The organism is Variovorax sp. GW531-E2, from assembly GCF_059423125.1.
In genome coordinates this window covers 1-19,440 of record NZ_JBWKXQ010000003.1, presented here as the reverse complement: position 1 = coordinate 19,440, position 19,440 = coordinate 1, and the positions used below count along the sequence as shown (strand labels likewise).

Below are 19,440 nucleotides of genomic sequence, written 5' to 3'. Positions count from 1 at the left end.
TCTTTTCAACGCCGCATCAGCTCGGGCGATGCCAGCAGGAAGGTGTTCCACTCCGGCGGGTTCTTCGCCTGCGCGAGCGCCTGCTGCGTGTCGGCGCTCAGGCCGGGTTGCAGCGCCTGCACGGCGCGCGACTCGGCCAGTGGCGGAAACGGCGGCTTCTCGAGCGGGGCCTTGTCGTCGGTGCGGAACAGCACGGCGCCGCCCGTGCCGATGGCGCGCGCGATTTCGAAGCGGGTGTTCATCTGGCCCGCGCTGGCCCAGGCGGCCTCGTTGAGCGGGTAGCCGTCGGGCGTCTCGTGGGCGTACAGGGTCTCGCCCATGCGGTTGATCCAGCCGATCATCGGCGTGGTGTTGAGCACCACGCGCTCGTCGTAGGCCAGCCGCACGCCCGCCACCACGTAGTGCACGGGGTCACGGAACTTGCGACCCAGCGAGGCCGCGAACTCGCGCGATTCGAACAGCGCCTGCAAGGTGGCGGCAATGTCGCCGTCGCTGCGCGTGAAGGTGGCGGCCATGCGATCGACCAGCGCGGGCGGCGGCTCGTCGGCCACGAAGTACACGGCGAGCTTGCGCGAGATGAAGCGCGCGGTGGCCGGCGCGCGCGCCAGGCGGTCGAGCGCCTCGTCGGTCTCGGCCAGGCCGCGCGCCTGGATGGGCTGGCCCAGGAAGGTCTTCGGGCCGTAGTCGTGCCGGTTCGGGTGGAACTCGAACAGGCCCTGGCGCACGTAGTCGGCGCGCACGGCCGGGCGCACCGCGGGCGGCGCCGCGTCGGGCGGCTGCACGCTGACGCCCACGCCGGTCAGCACGCGCGCCAGCTCCTGCACGTCGGCCTGCGTGTAGCCGCCGCCCACGCCCAGCGTGTGCAGCTCCATGAGCTCGCGCGCGTAGTTCTCGTTGATGCGGTTGGCGGCGTTCTGCGCGTTGTCGAGGTAGCGCAGCATGGCCGGGTGCCGCGCGGTGGCGCCCAGCAGGTCGCGGAACTTGCCGAGCGCGTGCGGGCGGATGGCGTTCTCTTCGTAGTCGCCGACCATCGCGCGCACCAGGTCCTTGCGGATGCTGACGCTGAAGTGGTTCATCCAGAACCAGGTCATCTGCTCCTGCAGCTGGTTGGGCGAATACAGCGCGCGCAGCAGGAAGCGCTGCTGCGCCTCGCGCGCGAGGGTGTTGAGTTCCTGTTGGTAGGCCGTGCGCGCGGCCTTCTTCGCTTCTTCGTCGGGCAAGGCATCGGCGGCCTTGCGCCGGGCATCGAGCGCGAAGACGAGCTGGTCGAGCGGCGTGCGCGAGATGGCCATGGCGTCGATCTGTGCCTGCGCCGCCGCGGGCAGCGGACGCGGCGCGGGACGCAGCTGGCGGCCCATCCAGCGCGGCAGGCCGTCGCGCGCCAGCTCGGCCTGGCTGCCGGCGTTGGCGCCCCAGCTCACGCGGTCCAGCCAGCGCAATTGCGCAGCGGGCGTGTCGGCGGCATGGCCCAGCGCCGTGAGCGGCGGGCCCTCGGGACGCAGCAGGCCGGTGGAGCAGGCGGTGAGCGCCAGCACGGCGACCAGCGTCACGGCGATCGCGCGCGAACGGTGCAGCTTCGGAAACGGCATGCGGTCGATCATGCGCCCTTCAACCGCTTCGCGATGTAGGCGGTTGACCGACCTCGGGCCGCGCTCAGGTAAAGCTGAAGGTCAGCTTCGTTTCAGGACGAAACGACGGGGCCGAGGCCCCGCACGTTCAGGCCATGGCCGTGCTGCTGGGCTCCGCGCCCGCAATCTGCCGCAGCGCGCGCTCGAACACCTCGACCGGCTGGCCGCCGGAGATCAGGTGCTGGTCGTTGATGATGATCGCGGGCACCGAATGGATGCCGGCGTCGGTGTACAGGCGCTCGCGTTCGCGGGTTTCCTGCGCGAACTCGTCGCCGGCCAGGATCTCGCGAGCCCGCGCCGCGTCGAGCCCCGCCTCGGTCGCCGCGCGCACCAGCACGTCGGTATCCGAAGGGTTCTGGCTGTCGGTGAAGTAGGCCTTCAGCAGCAGCTTCTTGAGCGCCACCTGCTTGGCCGGGTCTTCCAGCTCGGCCCAGTGCAGCAGGCGGTGGGCGTTGAAGGTGTTGTACACGCGGGGCCGCCCCCCGGCGCTGAACTCGAAGCCGACGGCCGCGCCGCGCTGGCGGATCGCCTCGCGGGCCTGGGTCTGCTGCTCGCGCGAGGAGCCGTACTTCTGGTTCAGGTGCTCGAAGGTGTCCTGGCCTTCGGGCGGCATCTGCGGGTTCAGCTCGAAGGGCTGGAAATGCAGCTCGGCCGTGACCTCCGGCGCCACCCGTTTCAGGGCGGCCTCGAGCGAGCCGAGGCCCACGGCGCACCAGGGGCAGGACACATCGGAAACGAAATCGATCTTGAGATGGGCGGTCATGGCGCCATTCTTCATGGCGCCACAACCCCTTTGTGCGCGCGGGGTCTTCAGGCCATGGCCTTGCGGCGCTCGCGCTCCGTGCGGGCGCTGGCCAGCGTTTCTTCGCGCAGCCGGTCGTACTCGGCCTTGTCGACCGGCACGGCGTTCGGGTTGCCCAGGTCGTGCATGTGGACGCGATAGGTCTCGCGGGCGCTCATGGCGGCCAGCGCGGCCAGCACGGTCACGGCGAAGGTGATGGCACCCACGGTGAACCAGATGTTGGTCGAGCCCGGAGGCGCCACGGCGGCGAACAGCGCGGGCAGCAGCGCGGTGAAGGTGGTGCCGATGTTCTGCGAGATGGCCATGGCCGACACGCGGTTGCGGGTGCGGAACAGCTCCGGGTAGAAGCTCGGGAAGGTCGCGTTGTAGCCCTGGTACACGACGCCCCACATCAAGAGCGACATGCAGATCGCCAGCGGCACGTTCTTGATGCTGATGGCGTACAGGTACACGAACGACAGCAGGCCCGAAGCCAGTGCGCCCACGATGATCGGCGGCTTGCGGCCGATGCGGTCCGACAGGTTGCCCACGAACGGGATCACCAGCACGGCCAGGATGTTGCCCAGCACGGGAATCCACAGGTACACGTCTTTCTGGAAGCCGATGCCGTAGGCGGCCTGCACCGCGTAGGCCGCGCCGAACACGGTGGCGACCACGGGAATCACGTTCATCAGCGCCATGCAGATCACGCGCAGCATGTCGCCCCAGCTGTCGGTCAGCGCCTGGACGATGGGCGCCTTGGCCACTTCGCCCTTCTGGTCGACTTCGGCGAAGGCCGGCGTCTCGTCGACCTCGCGGCGGATGATGTAGCCGGCCACGATCACGATGAAGCTCAGCAGGAACGGAATGCGCCAGCCCCACGAGTTGAAGGACTCTTCAGGCATGTAGTGCGCCAGCGGCAGGAACACGGCGGCCGCCAGGATCTGGCCGGCCTGCACGCCCTGCAAGGTGAAGCTCGCGAAGAAGCCGCGGCGCCCGAACGGCGCGTGCTCCAGGATCATCGAGCTCGCGCCCGAAATTTCGCCGGCCACGGCGAAGCCCTGCACCAGGCGCAGGAACACCAGCAGCGCCGGTGCCAGCAGGCCGACCTGGTCGTAGGTCGGCAGCAGGCCCACGGCCACGGTCGAGAAGCCCATCAGGAACATGCACAGCACCAGCACCTGCTTGCGCCCGTGCGTGTCGCCCCAGTGGCCGAGCACGAAGGCGCCGATGGGGCGCGCGACATAGCCCACGCCGTAGGTCGCGAGCGACGCGATGATGGCCGTGGTCGGGTCGCCCTTGGGGAAGAAGATCTGCGGAAAGATCAGCGCCGCGGCGGTGGCGTAGATGAAGAAGTCGTAGTACTCCAGCGCCGAGCCGATCCAGCCGCTGGCGGCGGCTTTCCTCGACTGGTGCTTGCCTTGCGGCTCTTTGGCGGATGGGTGGGCCATGGGTTGTCTCCAGTGGTGTGACGAAGGTGTCGGATGCAAGGGGAAAGAATCAGTCTTTTTGTTGGGGCTGCTGCGCCTGCGACGCCATGCGCGCGGGTGCGTTGAGCGCGCCGTAGGCGTCGTAGCCGCCCACGCGCTGCGCGACCTCGAAGAAGAGGCCGCCGTCGAAACTCTCGGTGTAGATGTGCAGGTAGTCGCCGGCCGCCGAGCGGTCGAACAGCACGCCCGCTTCGCGCATGCGCGCCAGCAGTTCGGGCGCCACGTCGATGCGCGTGGCCAGGTCGTCGTAGTAGTTGTCCGAGATCGGCACGAAGCGCGTGCCGTTGGCGCGCAGCCGGGCCACGGTGTCGAAGATGTCGTCGCAATCGAGCGCGATGTGGTGCACCGCGCCGCCGCCGGTCACGCTCAGCGTGCGCGCAGTGCGCGTGCGCTGGCTCAGCGACACGTTCAGCACCAGGCGCAGGCTGCGGTCGGCATTGGCCACGCCGCGGCTTCGGATCAGCCCGAAGGGGTCGGCCAGCTCCAGGCTCTCGCCAGGCTCCAGGCCGAGCACGGCGCGTGTGAACAGCACCCAGGTGTCGAGCTGGTCGAGCGCCAGGCCCAGCGCGACGTGGTCGATGCGCGTGAGGCCGGCATCGTGCGCGTCGGGCCCCGCGTCTTCGAGGATGAAGTCGGTCTCGTACAGCCCGTTGGCGCCCAGCGCCTCGGGCACGAAATGGATCAGGTTGCCGCCCGGCGCCACGATGGCCGGCACGCGCAGCTCGTTCGGCCCGACCGGGCTGTCGTGGCGCTGCGAGCGCATGGCGCTGGCGCGGCCCACGGCCGCGAGCGGGTCGGCGCAGCGCACGCCCAGCGCGCAGACCGAGGTGCCGTGCGCCTCGAAACGCTGGCGCGCGAACGAATCGGGCTGCGCGTTGACGATGAAGTGGATGCCGCCCTGGCGGTACAGCGTGACGGCCTTGGAGCGATGGCGCCCCACACGACGAAAGCCCAGCTGCCCGAGCAGCGCGCCGAGCGTGGCGGCCGAGGCCTCGTCGGCCGCGAACTCGATGAACGACAGGCCCGAGAGCGCCGGCGCGGGCGGCGGGTTGAACAGCTCCACGCGCTGCGGCTGCACGGGCGCGTGACCCGCGGTGAGCCGCTCGCGCGTTTCGCTTTCGAGGTACAGCAGCGAGCGCATCGCATCGACGGCGGTGCGACGGTTCGGCGTCTCGCGGAAGATGTCGTTGAAGATCTCCAGCGACAGCGGCCCGGTGTAGCCCGCGCGCAGCACCTGCTCGAAGAAGCCGACCACGTCGAAGTCGCCCTGCCCCGGGAACGAGCGGTGGTGGCGCGCCCATTGCAGCACGTCCATCGACAACAGCGGCGCGTCGGCCATCTGCACGAAGAAGATCTTCTCGCCCGGAATCGCGGCGATGCCCGCCGGATCGTCCTTCAGCGACAGCGTGTGGAAGCTGTCGAGGATCAGCCCGAGGTGCGGGTGGTCGGCGCGCTGCACGATGTCCCAGGCCTGGGCATAGCGCGAGGTGTGGCGGCCCCAGGCCAGCGCCTCGAAGCCCACGCGCAGGTTGCGGCGCGCGGCGCGCTCGGCCAGCTCGTGCAGCTGGGCGGCGGCGCGCGCCGGGTCGTTCACCGACAGCGGCGAGGTGTTGGAGCAGCACAGCACCAGCGGCGCGCCCATGGCTTCCATGAGGTCGAACTTGCGTTCGGCGCGCTCCAGGCTGCGGTGGAACTGCGCCTCGGGCATGCCTTCGAAGTCGCGGAACGGCTGGTACAGGTCGATAGCCAGGCCCAGGTCGGCCACGATGCGGCGCAGCTCGGCGGCGGTGCCGCGGAAGTTGACGAAGTCGGCTTCGAACAGCTCGATGCCGTCGAAGCCCGCGGCCGCAATGGCTTCGAGCTTCTGGCGGAGGGTGCCGCTGAGCGAGACGGTGGCAATGGCGCGGTGCATGGGGATGGACTGTAGAAAGAGCCCGGGCGCGCCACAACGCAAATCAGCCCCGTCTGATCGATGATCGAACGCTGCCGATCATCATTCGAACGAAATAGGGGTTACACCTAGCCCGCGTGGGGATGCGGGCCGGGCGTTTTTTCAGAGGCTGCGCCAGTAATCGATCAGCATCTGCGCGAACTCGACCGGGCGCTCCACCGCGCTCAGGTGCGCGGCGTCGATGGTCGCCAGCCGCGCGCCCGGGATCTGCGCCACCATGGCCTCGGACATGGCCAGGGGAGTGGCCTCGTCTTGCAGCCCGCCGATCACCAGCGTGGGCGTGGCGATGCGGCGGTTGCTGTCGCGGAAGTCGATGGCGGCCACGGCGTTGCAGCTCTCGATGTAGCCCTGCGCGTCGGTGCGCACCAGCGTGTCGTGCAGGGTGCGCGCGGCCACCGCGCCCTCGGGGGTGGCGGCATAGGCCGGCGTGAGCCAGCGCGCCACGGCGCCCGGGGCGATGGCGGCCACGCCCTTGGCGGCCACGGTTTCCGCGCGCAGGCGCCACGGGGCCTGGTCGGGGTAGTGCGCGGCCGAATTGGCGATCACCACGGTCTTGAGCTGCGCGGCGTGCCGCACCGCCAGCGCCTGCGCGGTCATGCCGCCCATCGACAGGCCCACGAAGTGCACGGGCTCGCCGCCCGTCTCGCGCGCGATCAGCTCGGACGCGTCCTGCGCCAGCGTTTCCACGCGCAGCACGCCGGGCACCACCTCGGAGCCGCCGTGGTTGCGGTGGTCGTAGCGGATCACCGTGTGGGCGCGCGCGAGCTGCGCGGCCACGCCGTCCCACATGTGCAGGTCGCAGCCGAGCGCATGGCTGAGCACGACGAAGGGGCCGTCGCCTTCGCGCACGACATTCAGGCGGGGGGTGGAAGTGGTCATGGTGTGGAGTCCTTATGGGAAGCGGATGACGAAGCAGGTTGTGCAAGGCGCGGCAGCCACAGGAACGCGATGGCCAGCAACACGGTGCCGGCCATCAGCATCGGCACCACCATCGGCCAGGCACCGTACGAAAAACTCGTGTCGACAAACAGCGCGGCGACCTGCCCCACGCAGAACGCGACCATCATCATGCCGAAACCGGACCACGACACGGCGCGCCCCGCCAGGTGCGGCAGGTCGCCCACGGCGCCGGCCTGCCCGCAGGGCTGGTGGATGCCGTGGCCGAGGCAGTACACGGCGTGGCCCGCCAGCAGCGGCACCGCGCTGTGCGGCATCAGCCAGCAGCCCAGCGCCTGAATCACGGCCCCGGTGATGCTCAGCACCGCGCCCAGGCGCACGGTGCGCATCGGCCCGAAGCGGCGCAACAGGCTGCGGCACATCGTGGTGCTGAAGATGTAGACCAGCGAGCCGCCGGCCGGAATCCAGCCGTACCACGCGGGCGACCAGCCGAGGTAGCCGATGTAGACCATCGGCGAGAGCAGCAAGAAGCAGAACAGCCCGCCGTAGGTGGCCGCCGCCACCGAGGCCCAGGCGCGGAAGGCGCGGCTCGCGAACACGGCGCGCGTGCTGCCGCGCGGCGCGGACGATTCGCCCTCGCCCCACGGCCGGCGGGTTTCGCCGAACGAGCGCCAGCACAGCGCGAACAGCACCACGGCATAGAGCGCCATCGCCACCATCACCCAGCGCCAGCCCGCGCCCTGCACCAGCCAGGCGCCGAGCAGCGGCGCCATGAGGCCGACCACGCCCAGCCCCGTGAGGCCGCGCGCCATGACGTGCGGGCCTTCGTGCGCCGGATACAGGTCGCGCACCGCGGCACGCGCGCACACGAGGATCGCCGCCATCGAGAAGCCCTGCAGCGTGCGCCAGCCCGCGAGCACCGCCACGCTGCCGGCGAACGCACCGCCGAAGGCCGCGATGGCATAGCAGCCCAGGCCCGCGAGCAGCACCGGCCGGCGCCCGAAGCGGTCGGCCAGCGGGCCGCACAGCAACTGCGCAAAGCCGAAGGCCAGCACGAACAGCGTGAGGCTGGTGCTGGCCGAGCCGAGTTCGCCCGCGATGGCGGGCAGCGCCGGCAGGTAGCTGTCGGTCGCCACGGGCTGCGCCGCGAGCAGCAGCGGCAACAACAAGGTGAAGCCGACGTCGAAGCGGCCCTTGCCGCCCCGGCCTTCCGTCGCGCTCACTGCGCCGCCACTGGCGGCAGCAGGCCCTTCTCGCGCAGGATGTTCGTCGCGATGCCGAAGGCGTGGTTGGCCACCGGCACGCCGCAGTAGATCGCGGCCATCATGATCACTTCCTTGATCTCGTCGGGCGTGAGGCGCGACTCGGGCGGGCCGTCGAGCGCGGCGCGCACGTGCATGGCGAATTCTTCGTACGCATGGATGCCCAGCATCATCGACAGCACCATGAAGCGGCGCGTCTTGTCGCCCAGCGCGGGGCGGCCCCAGATGTCGTTCCACGCGTGGCGCGTGATGAGCTCCTGGAACTCGGCGTTGAAGCCGTTGCGGTTGGCGAGCGACTTGTCGACCCAGGCGTCGCCGAGCACGCGGCGGCGGTTGACGAGGCCGTCTTCGTAAGGATTGCTCGGGGTGTCGGGGGCGGTCATGGCGAGAGTTCCTTGTCGGATGAGAGTTGGGCTTGCAGGGCTTTCACCTGCGCCAGTGCGGTCTGGCCGGCGTTCACGGCCAGCGCCGGGTCGAACCATTCGTCCGCCGCGTCGCGCGGCAGCTCGGCGCGCAGCCGGTCGATGTTGGCGCGCATGCGCGCCGCATCGACCTGCAGGCCGGGCAAGGCGCCGGCCATGGCGCGCACGCTGCCGTGCGCCGACATCAACAGCTGCGGCCATTCGGCCAGCTCGGCCTGCCAGGCGCCGAGCGCGCGTTCGTGCTGCTGCGGCATGGCGCCGAGCAAGGCGGCCACGCGCTGCGGCGCGCGGTGCGCGGCGGCGATGGCGACCATCGAGGCCACGGGGTTGCGCTTGTGCGGCATCGCCGACGAGCCGCCGCGCCCGGGTTCGCTGGGCTCGGCGACCTCGGCCACTTCGTACTGGCCGAGCAGCGAGATGTCGACCGCGACCTTGCCCAGGCTGCCCGTGAGCAGGCCGAGTTCGCACCCGAGCGCGACCCATTCGTCGCGCTGCGTGTGCCACGTGGCGCCGGGGTCGCCCAGGCCGAGTTCCTTGGCCATGCGCTGGCGCACCGCGGCGCCCTGCCCCTTCATCTGCGCCAGCGTGCCGACGGCGCCGCCGAGCTGCAGCTGCAGCGCGTGCTTCGCGGCGGCGCGCAGGCGGGTGCGGCTGCGCACCAGCGGCGCGGCCCAGCCGGCGCACTTGAAGCCGAAGCTGGTGACCGAGGCCGGCTGCATCAGCGTGCGTGCGAGCATCGGCGTGTCGGCGTGCTGCACCGCCAGGCGCAGCAGTGCGTCGGCGGCCTTGGCGAGGTCGGCCTCGACCAGCGCGACGGCTTCGCGCGTGACCAGCGCCATCGCGCTGTCGATCACGTCCTGGCTGGTGCTGCCGAAGTGCACGAAGGGCACAGCCTCGGCATTGAACAGGCCCACCGCTTCGCGCAGCGCCTTCACCAGCGGGATGGCGACGCTGCCGGCGCGTCCGCTCTCGCGCACGATCTTGGCCACGTCGAACAGCTCGACCTTGCAGCTGCCGACGATCGAATGCGCGGCGCTCTCAGGAATCAGCCCCTCGGCCGCCTGTGCGCGCGCGAGCGCGGCCTCGAAGCGCAGCATGGCGTCGACGAAGGCGCGGTCGCTGAAGGCGCCCAGCGTTTCGGAGGTGGAAAGGAAGCCTTCAAAAATGCTCATGCGTGTTCCGGTGTTTTCAGTATTTCAGTTGGGCCACGGCGCGCAGTTCTTCGGGTGAGGCCGTGCCGAAGCCGAAGAACTCGAGGTAGGCCGGGATCATCTCGAACAGCATGTCGGTGCCGACCTGCACCTGGCAGCCCTTGGCCTTGGCGGCCTGCAGCAGCGGCGTGTATTCGGTCTTCATGACGACCTCGCCGACGAAGGTCTCGGGCGCGATGCGGTCCACGTCGAAGGGCAGCGGGTCGCTGTCCTTCATGCCCAGCGGCGTGGCGTTGACGACCACGTCGAAGCCGGCCGGGTCCTTCGATCCGGTGGTGACCTTCATCTGCGGATAGTGCTCGCGCAGCCGCGCGGCCAGTGCCTGCGCCGAAGCGTCGCTCATGTCGAACAGCATCAGCTCGGCCGCGCCGGCCGCCGCGATCGACGCCGCAATGGCCGACCCGACGCCGCCCGTGCCCGACACCAGGACGCGCGTGCCCTTGAACAGGCGCCCCTTGCGCTCCACGCCGCGCACGAAGCCCGCGCCGTCGAACTGGTCGCCCAGCAGGGTGCCGTCGGGCCGCTTGAGCACGGCGTTGCAGGCGCCCGCGACGCGCGCGGTGGGCGTGACCTCGTCGACCAGCGACATCGTCGTGACCTTGTGCGGCATCGTCACCAACGCGCCGCGCAGGTTCGAGAACTTGAAGATCTGCGCGAGCGACACCGCGTAGTCCTCGGGCTTCACGCCCATGGGCACCACGACCGCGTCGATGCCCTGCTTGTCGAACCAGGGGTTGTAGATCATCGGCGCCTTGAAGGCCTCGGTGGGGTAGCCGATGTGGGCGATGAGCGTGGTCTTGCCGGAGATCATGGGGGTCGTCTTGTTCAGGAAGGTGCGGGGTCAGGCCACGCTCGGGGATTGGTAGCGCAGGGGCATTGCGATCTCGGCGTGCATCGCCGGCGGATAGATGAGCTCGCGCAAAAAGTCGGCGTCGGCCTGCATCGCATCGGCCGCGTCGATGTGGCCGAAGTAGCGGAAGTAGTGCGGCATCTGCTGCACCAGCATCTCGAAGCCGGCCTGCGCATTGAGCCCGCGCGCCCGCGCCGCGCGCACCAGCGGCGTGGGCTGGTTGCGCAGCAGGATGTCGAACAGCGCCGCGTGCGGTTCCATGCGTGCCACGTCCAGCGGCAGCGCGTCGTCTTCGGCCAGGCCCAGCGGCGTGGCGTTGATGACAAGGTCGTAGCCCTCGGGCGCGTTGCTGTCGACCGCGACCACGGTCGCGTCGAAAAAAGCGTCGAGCTTGGCGGCCACGCCCGCGGCCTTGCCGGAGGCGGTGTCGAAGAAGGCGATGTGCTCGGCGCCGTTCACCGTGCCGCCTTCGGCCAGCGCCACGCCGATGGCCGCGGCGCTCACGCCCGCGCCGAGGATCAGCACGCGCTTGCCGCGAAACGGCACGTTGCAGCGGTCGAGCGCGCCGATCAGGCCTTCGCCGTCGAACAGGTCACCCTCGAGCTGGTCGCCCTCGGTGCGGCGCACCACGTTGACCGAGCCGGCCACGCGGCCGAACAGGCCGCAGCCGTCGAGCAGGTCGACCACGCGCGGCTTGTGCGGCGGCGCGATCACCATGCCGCGCACGTTGCGCGCCAGGAAGGCCGACTTCATGAACACCGCGAAGTCGCGCACCGGCACCTGCATGGGCACCAGCACCGCGTCGATGCCGTAGCGCGCGAAGGCCGCGTTGAACATGCGCGGCAGCCGCACGTTGCGGACCGGGTCGCCGGGGATGAGGTAGGCCTGGGTGCTGCCGGTGATGATGGGGCTCATGGGCGTGCTTCCGTTCGTCAATCGCTCGTTTCGGGGCGGAGCAGCGGGCTTTATAGTCCCTTCGCGCACAGCCTGCCGACATACGGGACGAGAAACGTTCGATGATCGATCTTTTAAGTTCGTCAATCGATCAAATTGCGGGTTTTTACTTATCCATTCAGACTCCGCCGCCGTGCCGGACGCGGGCACACTTCCGCCCATGAACAGCACCAGCCCCGACGACTCGACGCCGCCCGCCGGCCTGGACAAGCGCGACTGGATCGCCGGGCTGGAGCGCGGCGTGAGCATCATCGAGGCCTTCGACGACGCCAACCCGCGCCTCACGGCCAGCCAGGCCGGCCAGCGCACGAACATGACGCGCACCGCCGCGCGGCGCTACCTGCTCACCCTGCAGCACATGGGCTACGTGGCCAGCGACGGCAAGCTGTTCTGGCTCACGCCGCGCGTGCTGCGCCTGGGCCAGTCGTACCTCGAATCGGCCCGGCTGCCGCGCGTGGTGCAGCCTTTTCTGCAACGCGTGGCGGCCGGCACCAACGAGATCGCCTACCTCAGCGTGATGGACGGCGACGAGGTGGTCTACATCGCGCGCAACGGCCCCAACCGCAGCATGAGCACCGGCTACGTGCTCGGTGCGCGCGTGCCGGCGCAGGTCACGGCCTCGGGCATGCTGATGCTGGCGCTGCGCAGCGACGCCGAGCTGAACGACTGGCTGGCCACGCGGCAGCTCACGGTGTTCACCTCGCACACCATCGCGAGCATGGAGCGCATGAAACTCGAGCTGGCACGCATCCGCGCCCAGGGCTGGGCGTTGTCGGAGCAGCAGCTCGACCTGAACTCGCGCGGCATCGCCGTGCCGCTGCGCGACCGCCACGGCACGCTGGTGGGCGCGCTCAACATCACGATGCCGATGGGGCACGAGAGTTCGGAAGACGCGGTGGCCCGCGTGCTGCCGGTGCTGCGCGAGACGGCGCAGGCGATGCGCAACCTGATCTGAGGCACTGACAGCATTCCGACAGCATCCGCCCGGCAGGATGCGGGCTTCCATCCAAAAAATACTGGAGACAAGCCATGTCCGACCGCTTCCCCACCGACGTTTCCCTGAGCCGCCGCCACTGGCTGCAAGCCGGCGGCGCCCTCACCCTCGGCGGCCTGCTGCCTTCGATAGCTTCGGCGCAAGATGCCTGGCCCAGCAAGTCGATCCGCTTCGTCGTGCCTTTCGCGCCGGGCGGCAGCTCGGAGATCGTGGCGCGTTCCACCGCCGCCGAGCTGTCGCGCACGCTGGGCCAGAGCGTGTTCGTGGACAACAAGCCCGGCGCGGCCGGCAACATCGCCATGAGCGAAGTCGCGCGCGCCACCGACCAGCACACGCTGATCCTGGGCCACATCGGCACGCTGGCCGTGAACCCCTACATCTTCGCCAAGCTGCCCTACGACGCGAACAAGGACTTCAAGCCCGTGAGCCTGCTGGCCAAGGTGCCCAGCCTCTACGTGGTGCACCCCGACGTGCCGGCGAAGAACCTCAAGGAGTTCATCGCCTACGCCAAGAGCAAGCCCGGCAAGCTGAGCTACGGCTCGGCCGGCAACGGCAGCGCGGGCCACCTGGCCTTCGAGTACCTGAAGATGACCGCCGAGGTCTTCATGCTGCACGTGCCCTACCGCGGCACCGGCCCGATGGTGACCGACCTGCTCTCGGGCCGGCTCGACGCCTCGGCCATCGGCGCAGCGGCGATCATTCCGTTCATCAAGGCCGGCAAGGTGCGCTGCATCGCGACCGGCTCGGCCAAGCGCCTCGCCCAACTGCCCGACGTGCCGACCGTGGCCGAGCAAGGCTTCCCCGGCTTCGAAATGACGCAGTGGTACGGCATGCTCGCGCCGGCCAGCATCACGCCCGCGCAGATGGCCAAGCTGTCGGCCGAAACCATGAAGGCCGTGAAGTCGCCCGACTCGATGCAGCGCCTCACGGCCGATGCGGCCGAGGCCGTGGGCGGCACGCCGGAGCAGTTCGCGCAGTTCATCACCGCCGAACAGAACCGCTGGCAGAAGGTCATCGCCCGGGCAAACATCAAGCCTGATTGATTGGCACTCCCCCAGGCTTCGCGCACTTCGTGTCGCTACGCCACCCCCCTCGCCGGGGGCAACACCAGCGGCCCGGCAAAGCCGGTTCCGCGGTGTTTCGCGAAAAGACGGGGCACCACTAGCATCCAGCCCATGCGCATCCTCTTGGCCGAAGACGAACACACCCTGGGCACCTGGCTCTGCAAGGCGCTGGAGCATGCAGGCATCCAGGTCGAATGGGTGGACGACGGCCGGCTGGCCGACCGGGCGCTGCAGCAGCGCGACCACGACGCGCTGGTGCTCGACCTGGGCCTGCCTGGCATGGACGGCCACACGGTGCTGCAGCGACTGCGCGAACGCGACCAGCGGCTGCCGGCGCTGATCCTCACGGCGCGCGATTCGCTGGACGAGCGCGTCGCCTCCCTCAACGCGGGCGCGGACGACTTCCTCGCCAAGCCCTTCGCGCTGGCCGAGCTGGAAGCGCGGCTGCACGCGCTGGTGCGCCGTGCGCGCGGCGTGGAGCATCCGCGCCTGGCCTGCGGGCCGCTGGTGTACGACGGCGCACGCCGGCAGTTCACGCTGGGCGGCGAAGCGCTCGCCCTGTCGCCGCGCGAACAGGCCGTGCTGCGCGCGCTGGTGCAGCGCAGCGGCGAGCCGCTGTCGAAGCAGCAGATCCTCGATCGCGTGTTCTCCGACGACGACGAGGTGCACCTCGAAGCCATCGAGGTGCTGGTGTACCGGCTGCGCAAGCGGCTCGACGGCAGCGGCGTGCGCATCGTCACGCTGCGCGGCCTGGGCTACGTGCTGGAAGCGGACTGAGTGAGCGCGCTGCGCCGCTTCACCGACCGCCTGCGCCGCACCAGCCTGTGGCAGCGGCTCGCGCTGCTGCTGTTCCCCGCCCTGCTGCTGGTGACGGGCATCGAGCTGTGGATGACGCGGCACGACGCGCTGGCCGCCGCCAACGCCGCGTACGACCGCTCGCTGCTCGGCGCGCTCAAGTCGATCGACGCGAACATCTCCACGGCCTCGGGCGGGCTCTCGGTCGAGCTGCCGTACACGATGTTCGAGTTCTTCGAGCTCACGGCCAGCGGGCAGGTGTTCTTTCGCGTCGCGACCTCCGACGGGCTGGTGGAGCTGGGCAGCGCCGACCTGCCCGCGCCGCCGGTCGAGCCGGCGATGGGCGTGCCGGCCTTCTACGACGCCACCTACTTCGGCGAGGCCGTGCGGCTCGCGGCCTACCGGCGCGACCTGGACCGCGCGCCGGCGGGCAGCACCGGGCGCAGCGTGCTGATCCAGGTTGGCGAGAGCACGCGCTCGCGCCAGGAGTTCACAAGCCGCTTCGTGCGCAGCGCCGCGCTGCGCGACGGGCTGATCCTCGCGATGCTGTTGTGCGGCACCGCGCTGGCACTGGCGGCGGCGCTGCGCCCGCTGTCGCGGCTGGCGCGCGAGGTGCAGGCACGCACGCCCGACGACCTCACGCGCATCGCCGAGACCGACCTGCCCGCGGAGGTGCGCCCGCTGGTGGCCGCCGTGAACCAGCAGATGGCGCGCACGCAGGAACTGGTGGCGCAGCAACGGCAGTTTCTGGACGACGCCTCGCACCAGCTGCGCACGCACTTGACCACGCTGCAGATGCAGGCCGACTACGCACGCCGCGAGGACGACCCGGCGCAGGTGCGCGCCGCACTCGATGCGCTGGGCGCCGAGATCAGCCGCGCCACGCGCAGCGCGCAGCAGCTGCTGGCGCTGGGCCGCAGCGACACCGTGGCCGTGGCACCCGCCGAATTCGACACCGCCGAGCTGCTGCGCGAAGTGGCGGTCGACCTGTTGCCGCTGGCGCGCGCCAAGCGCATCGACCTGGGCATCCACGCGCCCTCGCCCGAGCTGCATGCGGTGGGCGACCGCGGCCTGCTGCGCGAGGCGCTGAGCAACCTCGTGGCCAATGCCATCGCCTACACGCCGGCGGCCGGCACCATCACGCTCTTCGCGGCCGGCGACGCCGCGGGCTGGAGCCTCAACGTGGAGGACGACGGCCCCGGCCTGAGCGAGGACGAACGCGCCACCTTGGGCCAGCGCTTCCGGCGCGGCACGCGCGCGGACCAGGGCGGCTTCGGACTCGGCCTGGCGATCGTGCGTTCCATCGCGCAGCGGCACCGTGGCGATTTGCGGCTCGAAGCGCGCGGCGCGGGGCCGGGCCTGCATGCCATCATCTGGTGGCCCCGGCCTGCGGGGTGAACCGCCGCCCTCCTTCCCTTCAATGCCACGCCCCTTCGCTCTCACCCGTCGCCATGCGCTGCGCGCGCTGTCCGCGTGGCTCGCGCCCGCCGCGCTGCACGCGACGGCAGCCGCGGGCGACGTGTCCGAAGGCCCGGCGGAATGCGTGATTCCCGCCAAGGCCGGCGGCGGCTTCGCGCTGACCTGCGCGCTGGCGCGCGATGCGCTGCAGGCCGTGCGCCCCGCGCGCACGCCACTCGCGCAGCGCTACCTGCCGGGCGGCATCGGCGCGGTGGCCTTCGACCGCATCGCGAGCGGCCAGCTCGGCGGGCCGGGCACGCTGGTCGCGTTCTCCAGCGGCTCGCTGCTCAACCTCGCGCAGGGCCGCTTCGGGCCGCACCCGCCCTCGGCCGTGCGCTGGATCGCCACGCTGGGCACCGACTACGGCGTGGTCGCCGTGCACCGCGACTCGCCCTACCGCCGTTTGCAGGACCTGATCGCCGCGCTGCGCCAGGACCCGTCGCGCGTGGTCTTCGGCGCGGGCGGCACGGTCGGCAGCCAGGACTGGGTGAAGGCCGCGCTGCTCGTGCGCGCGGCCGGCGGCGCACCGAAGGCGATGCGCTTCGTGTCCTTCGAAGGCGGCGGCGACGCGCTGGGCGCGCTGCAGGGCAAGCACGTCGACGCGTTCCCGGGCGACGCCGCCGAGGCGCTGCAGGCCATCGCCGGCGGCGCGCCGCTGCGCCTGCTCGCGGTGCTGTCCGAAGCGCGGCTGGGCGGTGCGCTCACGGGCGTGCCCACCGCGCGCGAGCAAGGCGCGGACATCGTCTGGCCGACCGTGCGCGGCGTCTACCTGAGCGCCAACGTGCCCGACGCCGCCGTGCGCGCCTGGACCGCCGCCTTCGCCGAGGCCACCGCCGCGCCGGGCTACGCGGCGCTGCGCGAACGGCACGGCCTTTATCCTTTCGCCCTCACCGGCGCCGCACTCGACGACTACGTGCAGGCGCGCATCAAGGCCTACCAGGCACTGGCCGATGAGCTCGGCCTGCGGCGCTGGAAGCCTTGACCTCATCCAATCTCCATGACCGAAGACGACATCACCCAACACCTCATCGACATGCTCGGCGGCGGCCATTTCGAAGTGGCCGACGACAACACCTTCTTCTTCCACGGCGCGGACAACAAGTTCCCCTTTGCCACGATCGTGACGAAGGACAACGAGTTCGACAGCGCCTCGAAGCTGAACCGGCCCGGCGTGTTCCGCCTGAACGTCGGCGTGGGCAAGGAGAGCTTTCGTGCGCTGTTCGGCGAGCAGCCACCAGTCGACATCGACTACACCGCGATCGACCGGCTGATGCCGCACCCGGTGTACGCCAAGATGCACTGGGTCAGCGTGATCAACCCGAGCGCCGCGACCTTCGAGACCGTGAAGCCGCTGCTGGCGGAGGCGCGCAACCTGCTGATCGCGCGAGACAAGAGCGCGTAGACCGGCCTCAAACACCCGACCACATGAAACGCATACAATCCATATACGTTTCATACAGAGGTGGCCCATGGGCATCGTCAAGATTTCAGACCTGATGCACGAGAACCTGCGCGTGGCGGGCAACGCCCTCAGCCGGTCGATCAATGCGCAGGCAGAGCACTGGATGCGGGTCGGCATGCTGACCGAGATGCATCCCGACCTCGACTACCGGGAGGTCTGCCAGTTGCTGATCCAGGCCGAGCTCTCGGGCGGGCTGGACATTGCCGCGACAGTCACTGCGGCCCCGCCCGGCAAGCCCCGCGCCCCCGCGAACGGCAAGCAGCACTGATGGCACACGACGTTCCCCTCCGCTCGGCCGACGAGTTGGTGATGGCGCGGCGGGCCGCCCAGTTGGCTGCCGAGGTCCTGGCGATGATCGAGCCCCACGTCGTGCCCGGCGTGAGCACCGAAGCGCTCGATCGCCTCTGCCACGCACACATCGTGAAGGTGCAAGGCGCCATTCCCGCCAACGTGGGCTACCTGGGCTATCCGAAGACCATCCTCACCTCGGTGAACCAGGTGGTGTGCCACGGCATTCCCTCGGCCGACAAGATCCTGAAGGCGGGCGACATCGTCAACATCGACGTCGCCGTCAACAAGGACGGCTGGTTCGGCGACACCAGCCGCATGTTCTTCGTCGGTGCGCCCAGCGTGCTCGCGCGCCGGCTGGTGGAGACGACCTACGAAGCGCTGTGCGCCGGCATCCGCCAGGTGAAGCCCGGCGCGACGCTGGGCGACGTGGGCCACGCGATCCAGTCGGTCGCGCAGCGCGAGCACTTCAGCGTGGTGCGCGAATACTGCGGGCACGGCATCGGCCGCATCTACCACGACGAACCGCAGGTGCTGCACTTCGGGCGGCGCGGGGCGGGCCTCGTGCTGGAGCCGGGCATGGTCTTCACCATCGAGCCGATGCTCAACGCGGGCCGCGCCGAAACGAAGCAGCTGGCCGACGGCTGGACCGTCGTGACCAAGGACCGCTCGCTGTCCGCGCAGTGGGAGCACATGGTGGCGGTGACGGCCGACGGCTACGAGGTGCTGACGGCCTGGCCGGGCGGCACGGGGACTTACGCGCCGATCTGATGCGCGGCCCGGCCCTGGGGCGATGGCGATTCTTCAGTAGGTCACGGTGACCGTGATCGTGTCGCTGTAGCTGCCCGGCGTCACATTGGTCTGGGCCGGCACCCGCCCATAGACCGGAATGCTGCTGCCGGGGTTGCCACTGCCGTCGACCGTGTCCGTGCCGACGGTGTTGCCCCAGCGCAGCGAGCGCGCGGCATCGCGGTACAGCTCGTACTGGATGTAGTCACCGGTGCCGCCCGCCATGCGCCGCTGCGTCCCCGCCACGTTCACGCCATTGCTCAGCCCCACCTTCCAGGCGGTGCTGGGCGGGCAGGCCATCGTGATGGCGGCCGTGCCGTTGACCGCGGACGCCAGCGAGCTGGCACTGCCGAAGTCCAGGTCGGTGGCCGTCACGCTGACGGCGCAGGCGCTCGAATAGGTGGCCGTGACCTGCGTGTAGAAATTCGTCACGCCGGTGTACTTGGCCGAGCTCGCGTTGCAGCTGCCGGGGGCGTTGCCGCTCTTCATGCCCCAGACGACCTGGGAGTTGTAGATGTTGGCCTGGTAGCTGCCCGCCGCCAGCGATTGCCCGGACGGCACGCGGCCGTACAGCGGGATGTTCAGCGCGACGTTGCCGCCGCTCGCCGGCAGCACGAACACGCCCGCCGCGCTGCTGTAGGTGCCGCCGCCCGGCGGTGGGCCGACGATGCTGCTGCGGCCCGCATCGGAATAGATGTTGTAGGCCATCTGCGAGCCGTTCCAGTTGGTCATGTAGCGCGGCGCGTAGCCGGCGATCTCATTGCCCTGGTAGACGTACACGCAGTAGTTCATGTACATGGTCTGGCCGGTGTCGTTCTGGCAGGCGAAGCCGACCGTGGCGGTGGTGTCCGTCGCCGCCGACGCCGTCACGGTGCCGAAGGCGAAGCTCGGCTGGCTGGCGACCCAGCAGCTCGGGTCGGCATGCGCCGCGCCCATGCCGAGCAGCCACGAGAGCGCCAGCGCCAGTTTCACGAATCTCAACGTCCACATGTCAACCGCTCTTTCTGCAAACCACCGCCCTCGGGACGCCGCCAGTCGAACTGCGCCCGGCACACCGCGCCGTCGGGCGTGCGCACGGCCAGCGTGTTGCGCACGTCGAGCGTGTCCAGGTACACCCAGCCGTCGTAGCCCACCACCGCACCCC

General features: G+C 70.3%; 19 protein-coding genes. 8 read left to right on the top strand and 11 right to left on the bottom strand.

Annotation, left to right across the window (positions count from 1 at the left end):
• Nucleotides 1-5 precede the first annotated feature (5 nt).
• From AC07XP_RS02935 to AC07XP_RS02890, 10 genes are all read right to left on the bottom strand, one after another.
• The gene (locus AC07XP_RS02935) at nucleotides 6-1,601 is read right to left on the bottom strand and encodes a DUF1800 domain-containing protein (RefSeq protein WP_495263744.1); all 1,596 of its coding nucleotides are present in this window, start codon (nucleotides 1,599-1,601) and stop codon (nucleotides 6-8) included.
• A gap of 115 nt (nucleotides 1,602-1,716) precedes the next feature.
• Complete coding sequence (locus AC07XP_RS02930; RefSeq protein ID WP_495263743.1) at nucleotides 1,717-2,391, bottom strand: DsbA family oxidoreductase; 675 nt, start codon at nucleotides 2,389-2,391, stop codon at nucleotides 1,717-1,719.
• Nucleotides 2,392-2,438: 47 nt separating this feature from the next.
• Nucleotides 2,439-3,860, bottom strand: a complete 1,422-nt coding sequence (locus tag AC07XP_RS02925; protein WP_369632327.1) for an MFS transporter — start codon at nucleotides 3,858-3,860, stop codon at nucleotides 2,439-2,441.
• Nucleotides 3,861-3,909: 49 nt separating this feature from the next.
• Nucleotides 3,910-5,811, bottom strand: a complete 1,902-nt coding sequence (locus AC07XP_RS02920) for a bifunctional sugar phosphate isomerase/epimerase/4-hydroxyphenylpyruvate dioxygenase family protein (protein WP_495263742.1) — start codon at nucleotides 5,809-5,811, stop codon at nucleotides 3,910-3,912.
• A 141-nt stretch (nucleotides 5,812-5,952) separates the two neighbouring features.
• Nucleotides 5,953-6,729: an alpha/beta fold hydrolase gene (locus tag AC07XP_RS02915; RefSeq protein ID WP_070059403.1), complete on the bottom strand. Its 777-nt coding sequence runs from the start codon at nucleotides 6,727-6,729 to the stop codon at nucleotides 5,953-5,955.
• On the bottom strand, nucleotides 6,726-7,970 hold the full coding sequence (locus AC07XP_RS02910; RefSeq protein ID WP_495263741.1) for an MFS transporter: 1,245 nt from the start codon (nucleotides 7,968-7,970) through the stop codon (nucleotides 6,726-6,728). Before AC07XP_RS02910 ends, AC07XP_RS02915 begins: the two co-directional genes overlap by 4 nt.
• Nucleotides 7,967-8,392 (bottom strand): carboxymuconolactone decarboxylase family protein, encoded by a 426-nt coding sequence (locus AC07XP_RS02905; protein WP_095947412.1) that lies wholly within the window; start codon nucleotides 8,390-8,392, stop codon nucleotides 7,967-7,969. The genes AC07XP_RS02910 and AC07XP_RS02905 overlap by 4 nt, the downstream gene beginning before the upstream one ends.
• On the bottom strand, nucleotides 8,389-9,603 hold the full coding sequence (gene pcaB / locus AC07XP_RS02900) for a 3-carboxy-cis,cis-muconate cycloisomerase (RefSeq protein ID WP_095744850.1): 1,215 nt from the start codon (nucleotides 9,601-9,603) through the stop codon (nucleotides 8,389-8,391). Before pcaB ends, AC07XP_RS02905 begins: the two co-directional genes overlap by 4 nt.
• A gap of 16 nt (nucleotides 9,604-9,619) precedes the next feature.
• Nucleotides 9,620-10,453: a shikimate dehydrogenase family protein gene (locus tag AC07XP_RS02895; RefSeq protein ID WP_495263740.1), complete on the bottom strand. Its 834-nt coding sequence runs from the start codon at nucleotides 10,451-10,453 to the stop codon at nucleotides 9,620-9,622.
• Nucleotides 10,454-10,483: 30 nt separating this feature from the next.
• Nucleotides 10,484-11,407 carry a shikimate dehydrogenase family protein gene (locus AC07XP_RS02890; protein WP_390344842.1) on the bottom strand — a complete coding sequence of 308 codons (924 nt, stop codon included), beginning with the start codon at nucleotides 11,405-11,407 and terminating at the stop codon, nucleotides 10,484-10,486.
• 199 nt (nucleotides 11,408-11,606) lie between these two features.
• Here AC07XP_RS02890 and AC07XP_RS02885 point away from each other — a divergent pair, with 199 nt between their 5' ends.
• From AC07XP_RS02885 to map, 8 genes are all read left to right on the top strand, one after another.
• On the top strand, nucleotides 11,607-12,401 hold the full coding sequence (locus AC07XP_RS02885) for an IclR family transcriptional regulator domain-containing protein (protein WP_056573982.1): 795 nt from the start codon (nucleotides 11,607-11,609) through the stop codon (nucleotides 12,399-12,401).
• Between the two features lie 74 nt (nucleotides 12,402-12,475).
• On the top strand, nucleotides 12,476-13,483 hold the full coding sequence (locus tag AC07XP_RS02880) for a Bug family tripartite tricarboxylate transporter substrate binding protein (RefSeq protein ID WP_495263739.1): 1,008 nt from the start codon (nucleotides 12,476-12,478) through the stop codon (nucleotides 13,481-13,483).
• Between the two features lie 132 nt (nucleotides 13,484-13,615).
• A complete protein-coding gene (locus AC07XP_RS02875; RefSeq protein ID WP_062482520.1) occupies nucleotides 13,616-14,281 on the top strand; it encodes a response regulator in 666 nt (221 codons plus the stop codon).
• A complete protein-coding gene (locus tag AC07XP_RS02870; protein WP_495263738.1) occupies nucleotides 14,282-15,697 on the top strand; it encodes a sensor histidine kinase in 1,416 nt (471 codons plus the stop codon).
• A gap of 22 nt (nucleotides 15,698-15,719) precedes the next feature.
• Nucleotides 15,720-16,739: a Bug family tripartite tricarboxylate transporter substrate binding protein gene (locus AC07XP_RS02865; RefSeq protein ID WP_495263737.1), complete on the top strand. Its 1,020-nt coding sequence runs from the start codon at nucleotides 15,720-15,722 to the stop codon at nucleotides 16,737-16,739.
• Between the two features lie 15 nt (nucleotides 16,740-16,754).
• Complete coding sequence (locus tag AC07XP_RS02860) at nucleotides 16,755-17,159, top strand: DUF6194 family protein (RefSeq protein ID WP_495263736.1); 405 nt, start codon at nucleotides 16,755-16,757, stop codon at nucleotides 17,157-17,159.
• A 67-nt stretch (nucleotides 17,160-17,226) separates the two neighbouring features.
• Complete coding sequence (locus AC07XP_RS02855) at nucleotides 17,227-17,487, top strand: ParD-like family protein (protein WP_062482851.1); 261 nt, start codon at nucleotides 17,227-17,229, stop codon at nucleotides 17,485-17,487.
• A complete protein-coding gene (gene map, locus AC07XP_RS02850) occupies nucleotides 17,487-18,278 on the top strand; it encodes a type I methionyl aminopeptidase (RefSeq protein ID WP_495263735.1) in 792 nt (263 codons plus the stop codon). Before AC07XP_RS02855 ends, map begins: the two co-directional genes overlap by 1 nt.
• A gap of 33 nt (nucleotides 18,279-18,311) precedes the next feature.
• On the opposite strand, the gene AC07XP_RS02845 is transcribed toward map, so the two are convergent.
• Nucleotides 18,312-19,286 (bottom strand): Csu type fimbrial protein, encoded by a 975-nt coding sequence (locus AC07XP_RS02845; protein ID WP_495263734.1) that lies wholly within the window; start codon nucleotides 19,284-19,286, stop codon nucleotides 18,312-18,314.
• Nucleotides 19,287-19,440 lie beyond the last annotated feature (154 nt).

Excerpts from the sequence above, each read along its gene's own strand:
- AC07XP_RS02895 (WP_495263740.1), bottom strand. The coding sequence starts at position 10,453 with ATGATCTCCGGCAAGACCACGCTCATCGCCCACATCGGCTACCCCACC.
- AC07XP_RS02855 (WP_062482851.1), top strand. The coding sequence starts at position 17,227 with ATGGGCATCGTCAAGATTTCAGACCTGATGCACGAGAACCTGCGCGTG.
- pcaB (WP_095744850.1), bottom strand. The coding sequence starts at position 9,603 with ATGAGCATTTTTGAAGGCTTCCTTTCCACCTCCGAAACGCTGGGCGCC.
- AC07XP_RS02875 (WP_062482520.1), top strand. The coding sequence starts at position 13,616 with ATGCGCATCCTCTTGGCCGAAGACGAACACACCCTGGGCACCTGGCTC.
- AC07XP_RS02880 (WP_495263739.1), top strand. The coding sequence starts at position 12,476 with ATGTCCGACCGCTTCCCCACCGACGTTTCCCTGAGCCGCCGCCACTGG.
- AC07XP_RS02865 (WP_495263737.1), top strand. The coding sequence starts at position 15,720 with ATGCCACGCCCCTTCGCTCTCACCCGTCGCCATGCGCTGCGCGCGCTG.
- AC07XP_RS02905 (WP_095947412.1), bottom strand. The coding sequence starts at position 8,392 with ATGACCGCCCCCGACACCCCGAGCAATCCTTACGAAGACGGCCTCGTC.
- AC07XP_RS02935 (WP_495263744.1), bottom strand. The coding sequence starts at position 1,601 with ATGATCGACCGCATGCCGTTTCCGAAGCTGCACCGTTCGCGCGCGATC.
- AC07XP_RS02885 (WP_056573982.1), top strand. The coding sequence starts at position 11,607 with ATGAACAGCACCAGCCCCGACGACTCGACGCCGCCCGCCGGCCTGGAC.
- map (WP_495263735.1), top strand. The coding sequence starts at position 17,487 with ATGGCACACGACGTTCCCCTCCGCTCGGCCGACGAGTTGGTGATGGCG.
- AC07XP_RS02925 (WP_369632327.1), bottom strand. The coding sequence starts at position 3,860 with ATGGCCCACCCATCCGCCAAAGAGCCGCAAGGCAAGCACCAGTCGAGG.
- AC07XP_RS02920 (WP_495263742.1), bottom strand. The coding sequence starts at position 5,811 with ATGCACCGCGCCATTGCCACCGTCTCGCTCAGCGGCACCCTCCGCCAG.
- AC07XP_RS02845 (WP_495263734.1), bottom strand. The coding sequence starts at position 19,286 with ATGTGGACGTTGAGATTCGTGAAACTGGCGCTGGCGCTCTCGTGGCTG.
- AC07XP_RS02930 (WP_495263743.1), bottom strand. The coding sequence starts at position 2,391 with ATGACCGCCCATCTCAAGATCGATTTCGTTTCCGATGTGTCCTGCCCC.
- AC07XP_RS02915 (WP_070059403.1), bottom strand. The coding sequence starts at position 6,729 with ATGACCACTTCCACCCCCCGCCTGAATGTCGTGCGCGAAGGCGACGGC.
- AC07XP_RS02860 (WP_495263736.1), top strand. The coding sequence starts at position 16,755 with ATGACCGAAGACGACATCACCCAACACCTCATCGACATGCTCGGCGGC.
- AC07XP_RS02890 (WP_390344842.1), bottom strand. The coding sequence starts at position 11,407 with ATGAGCCCCATCATCACCGGCAGCACCCAGGCCTACCTCATCCCCGGC.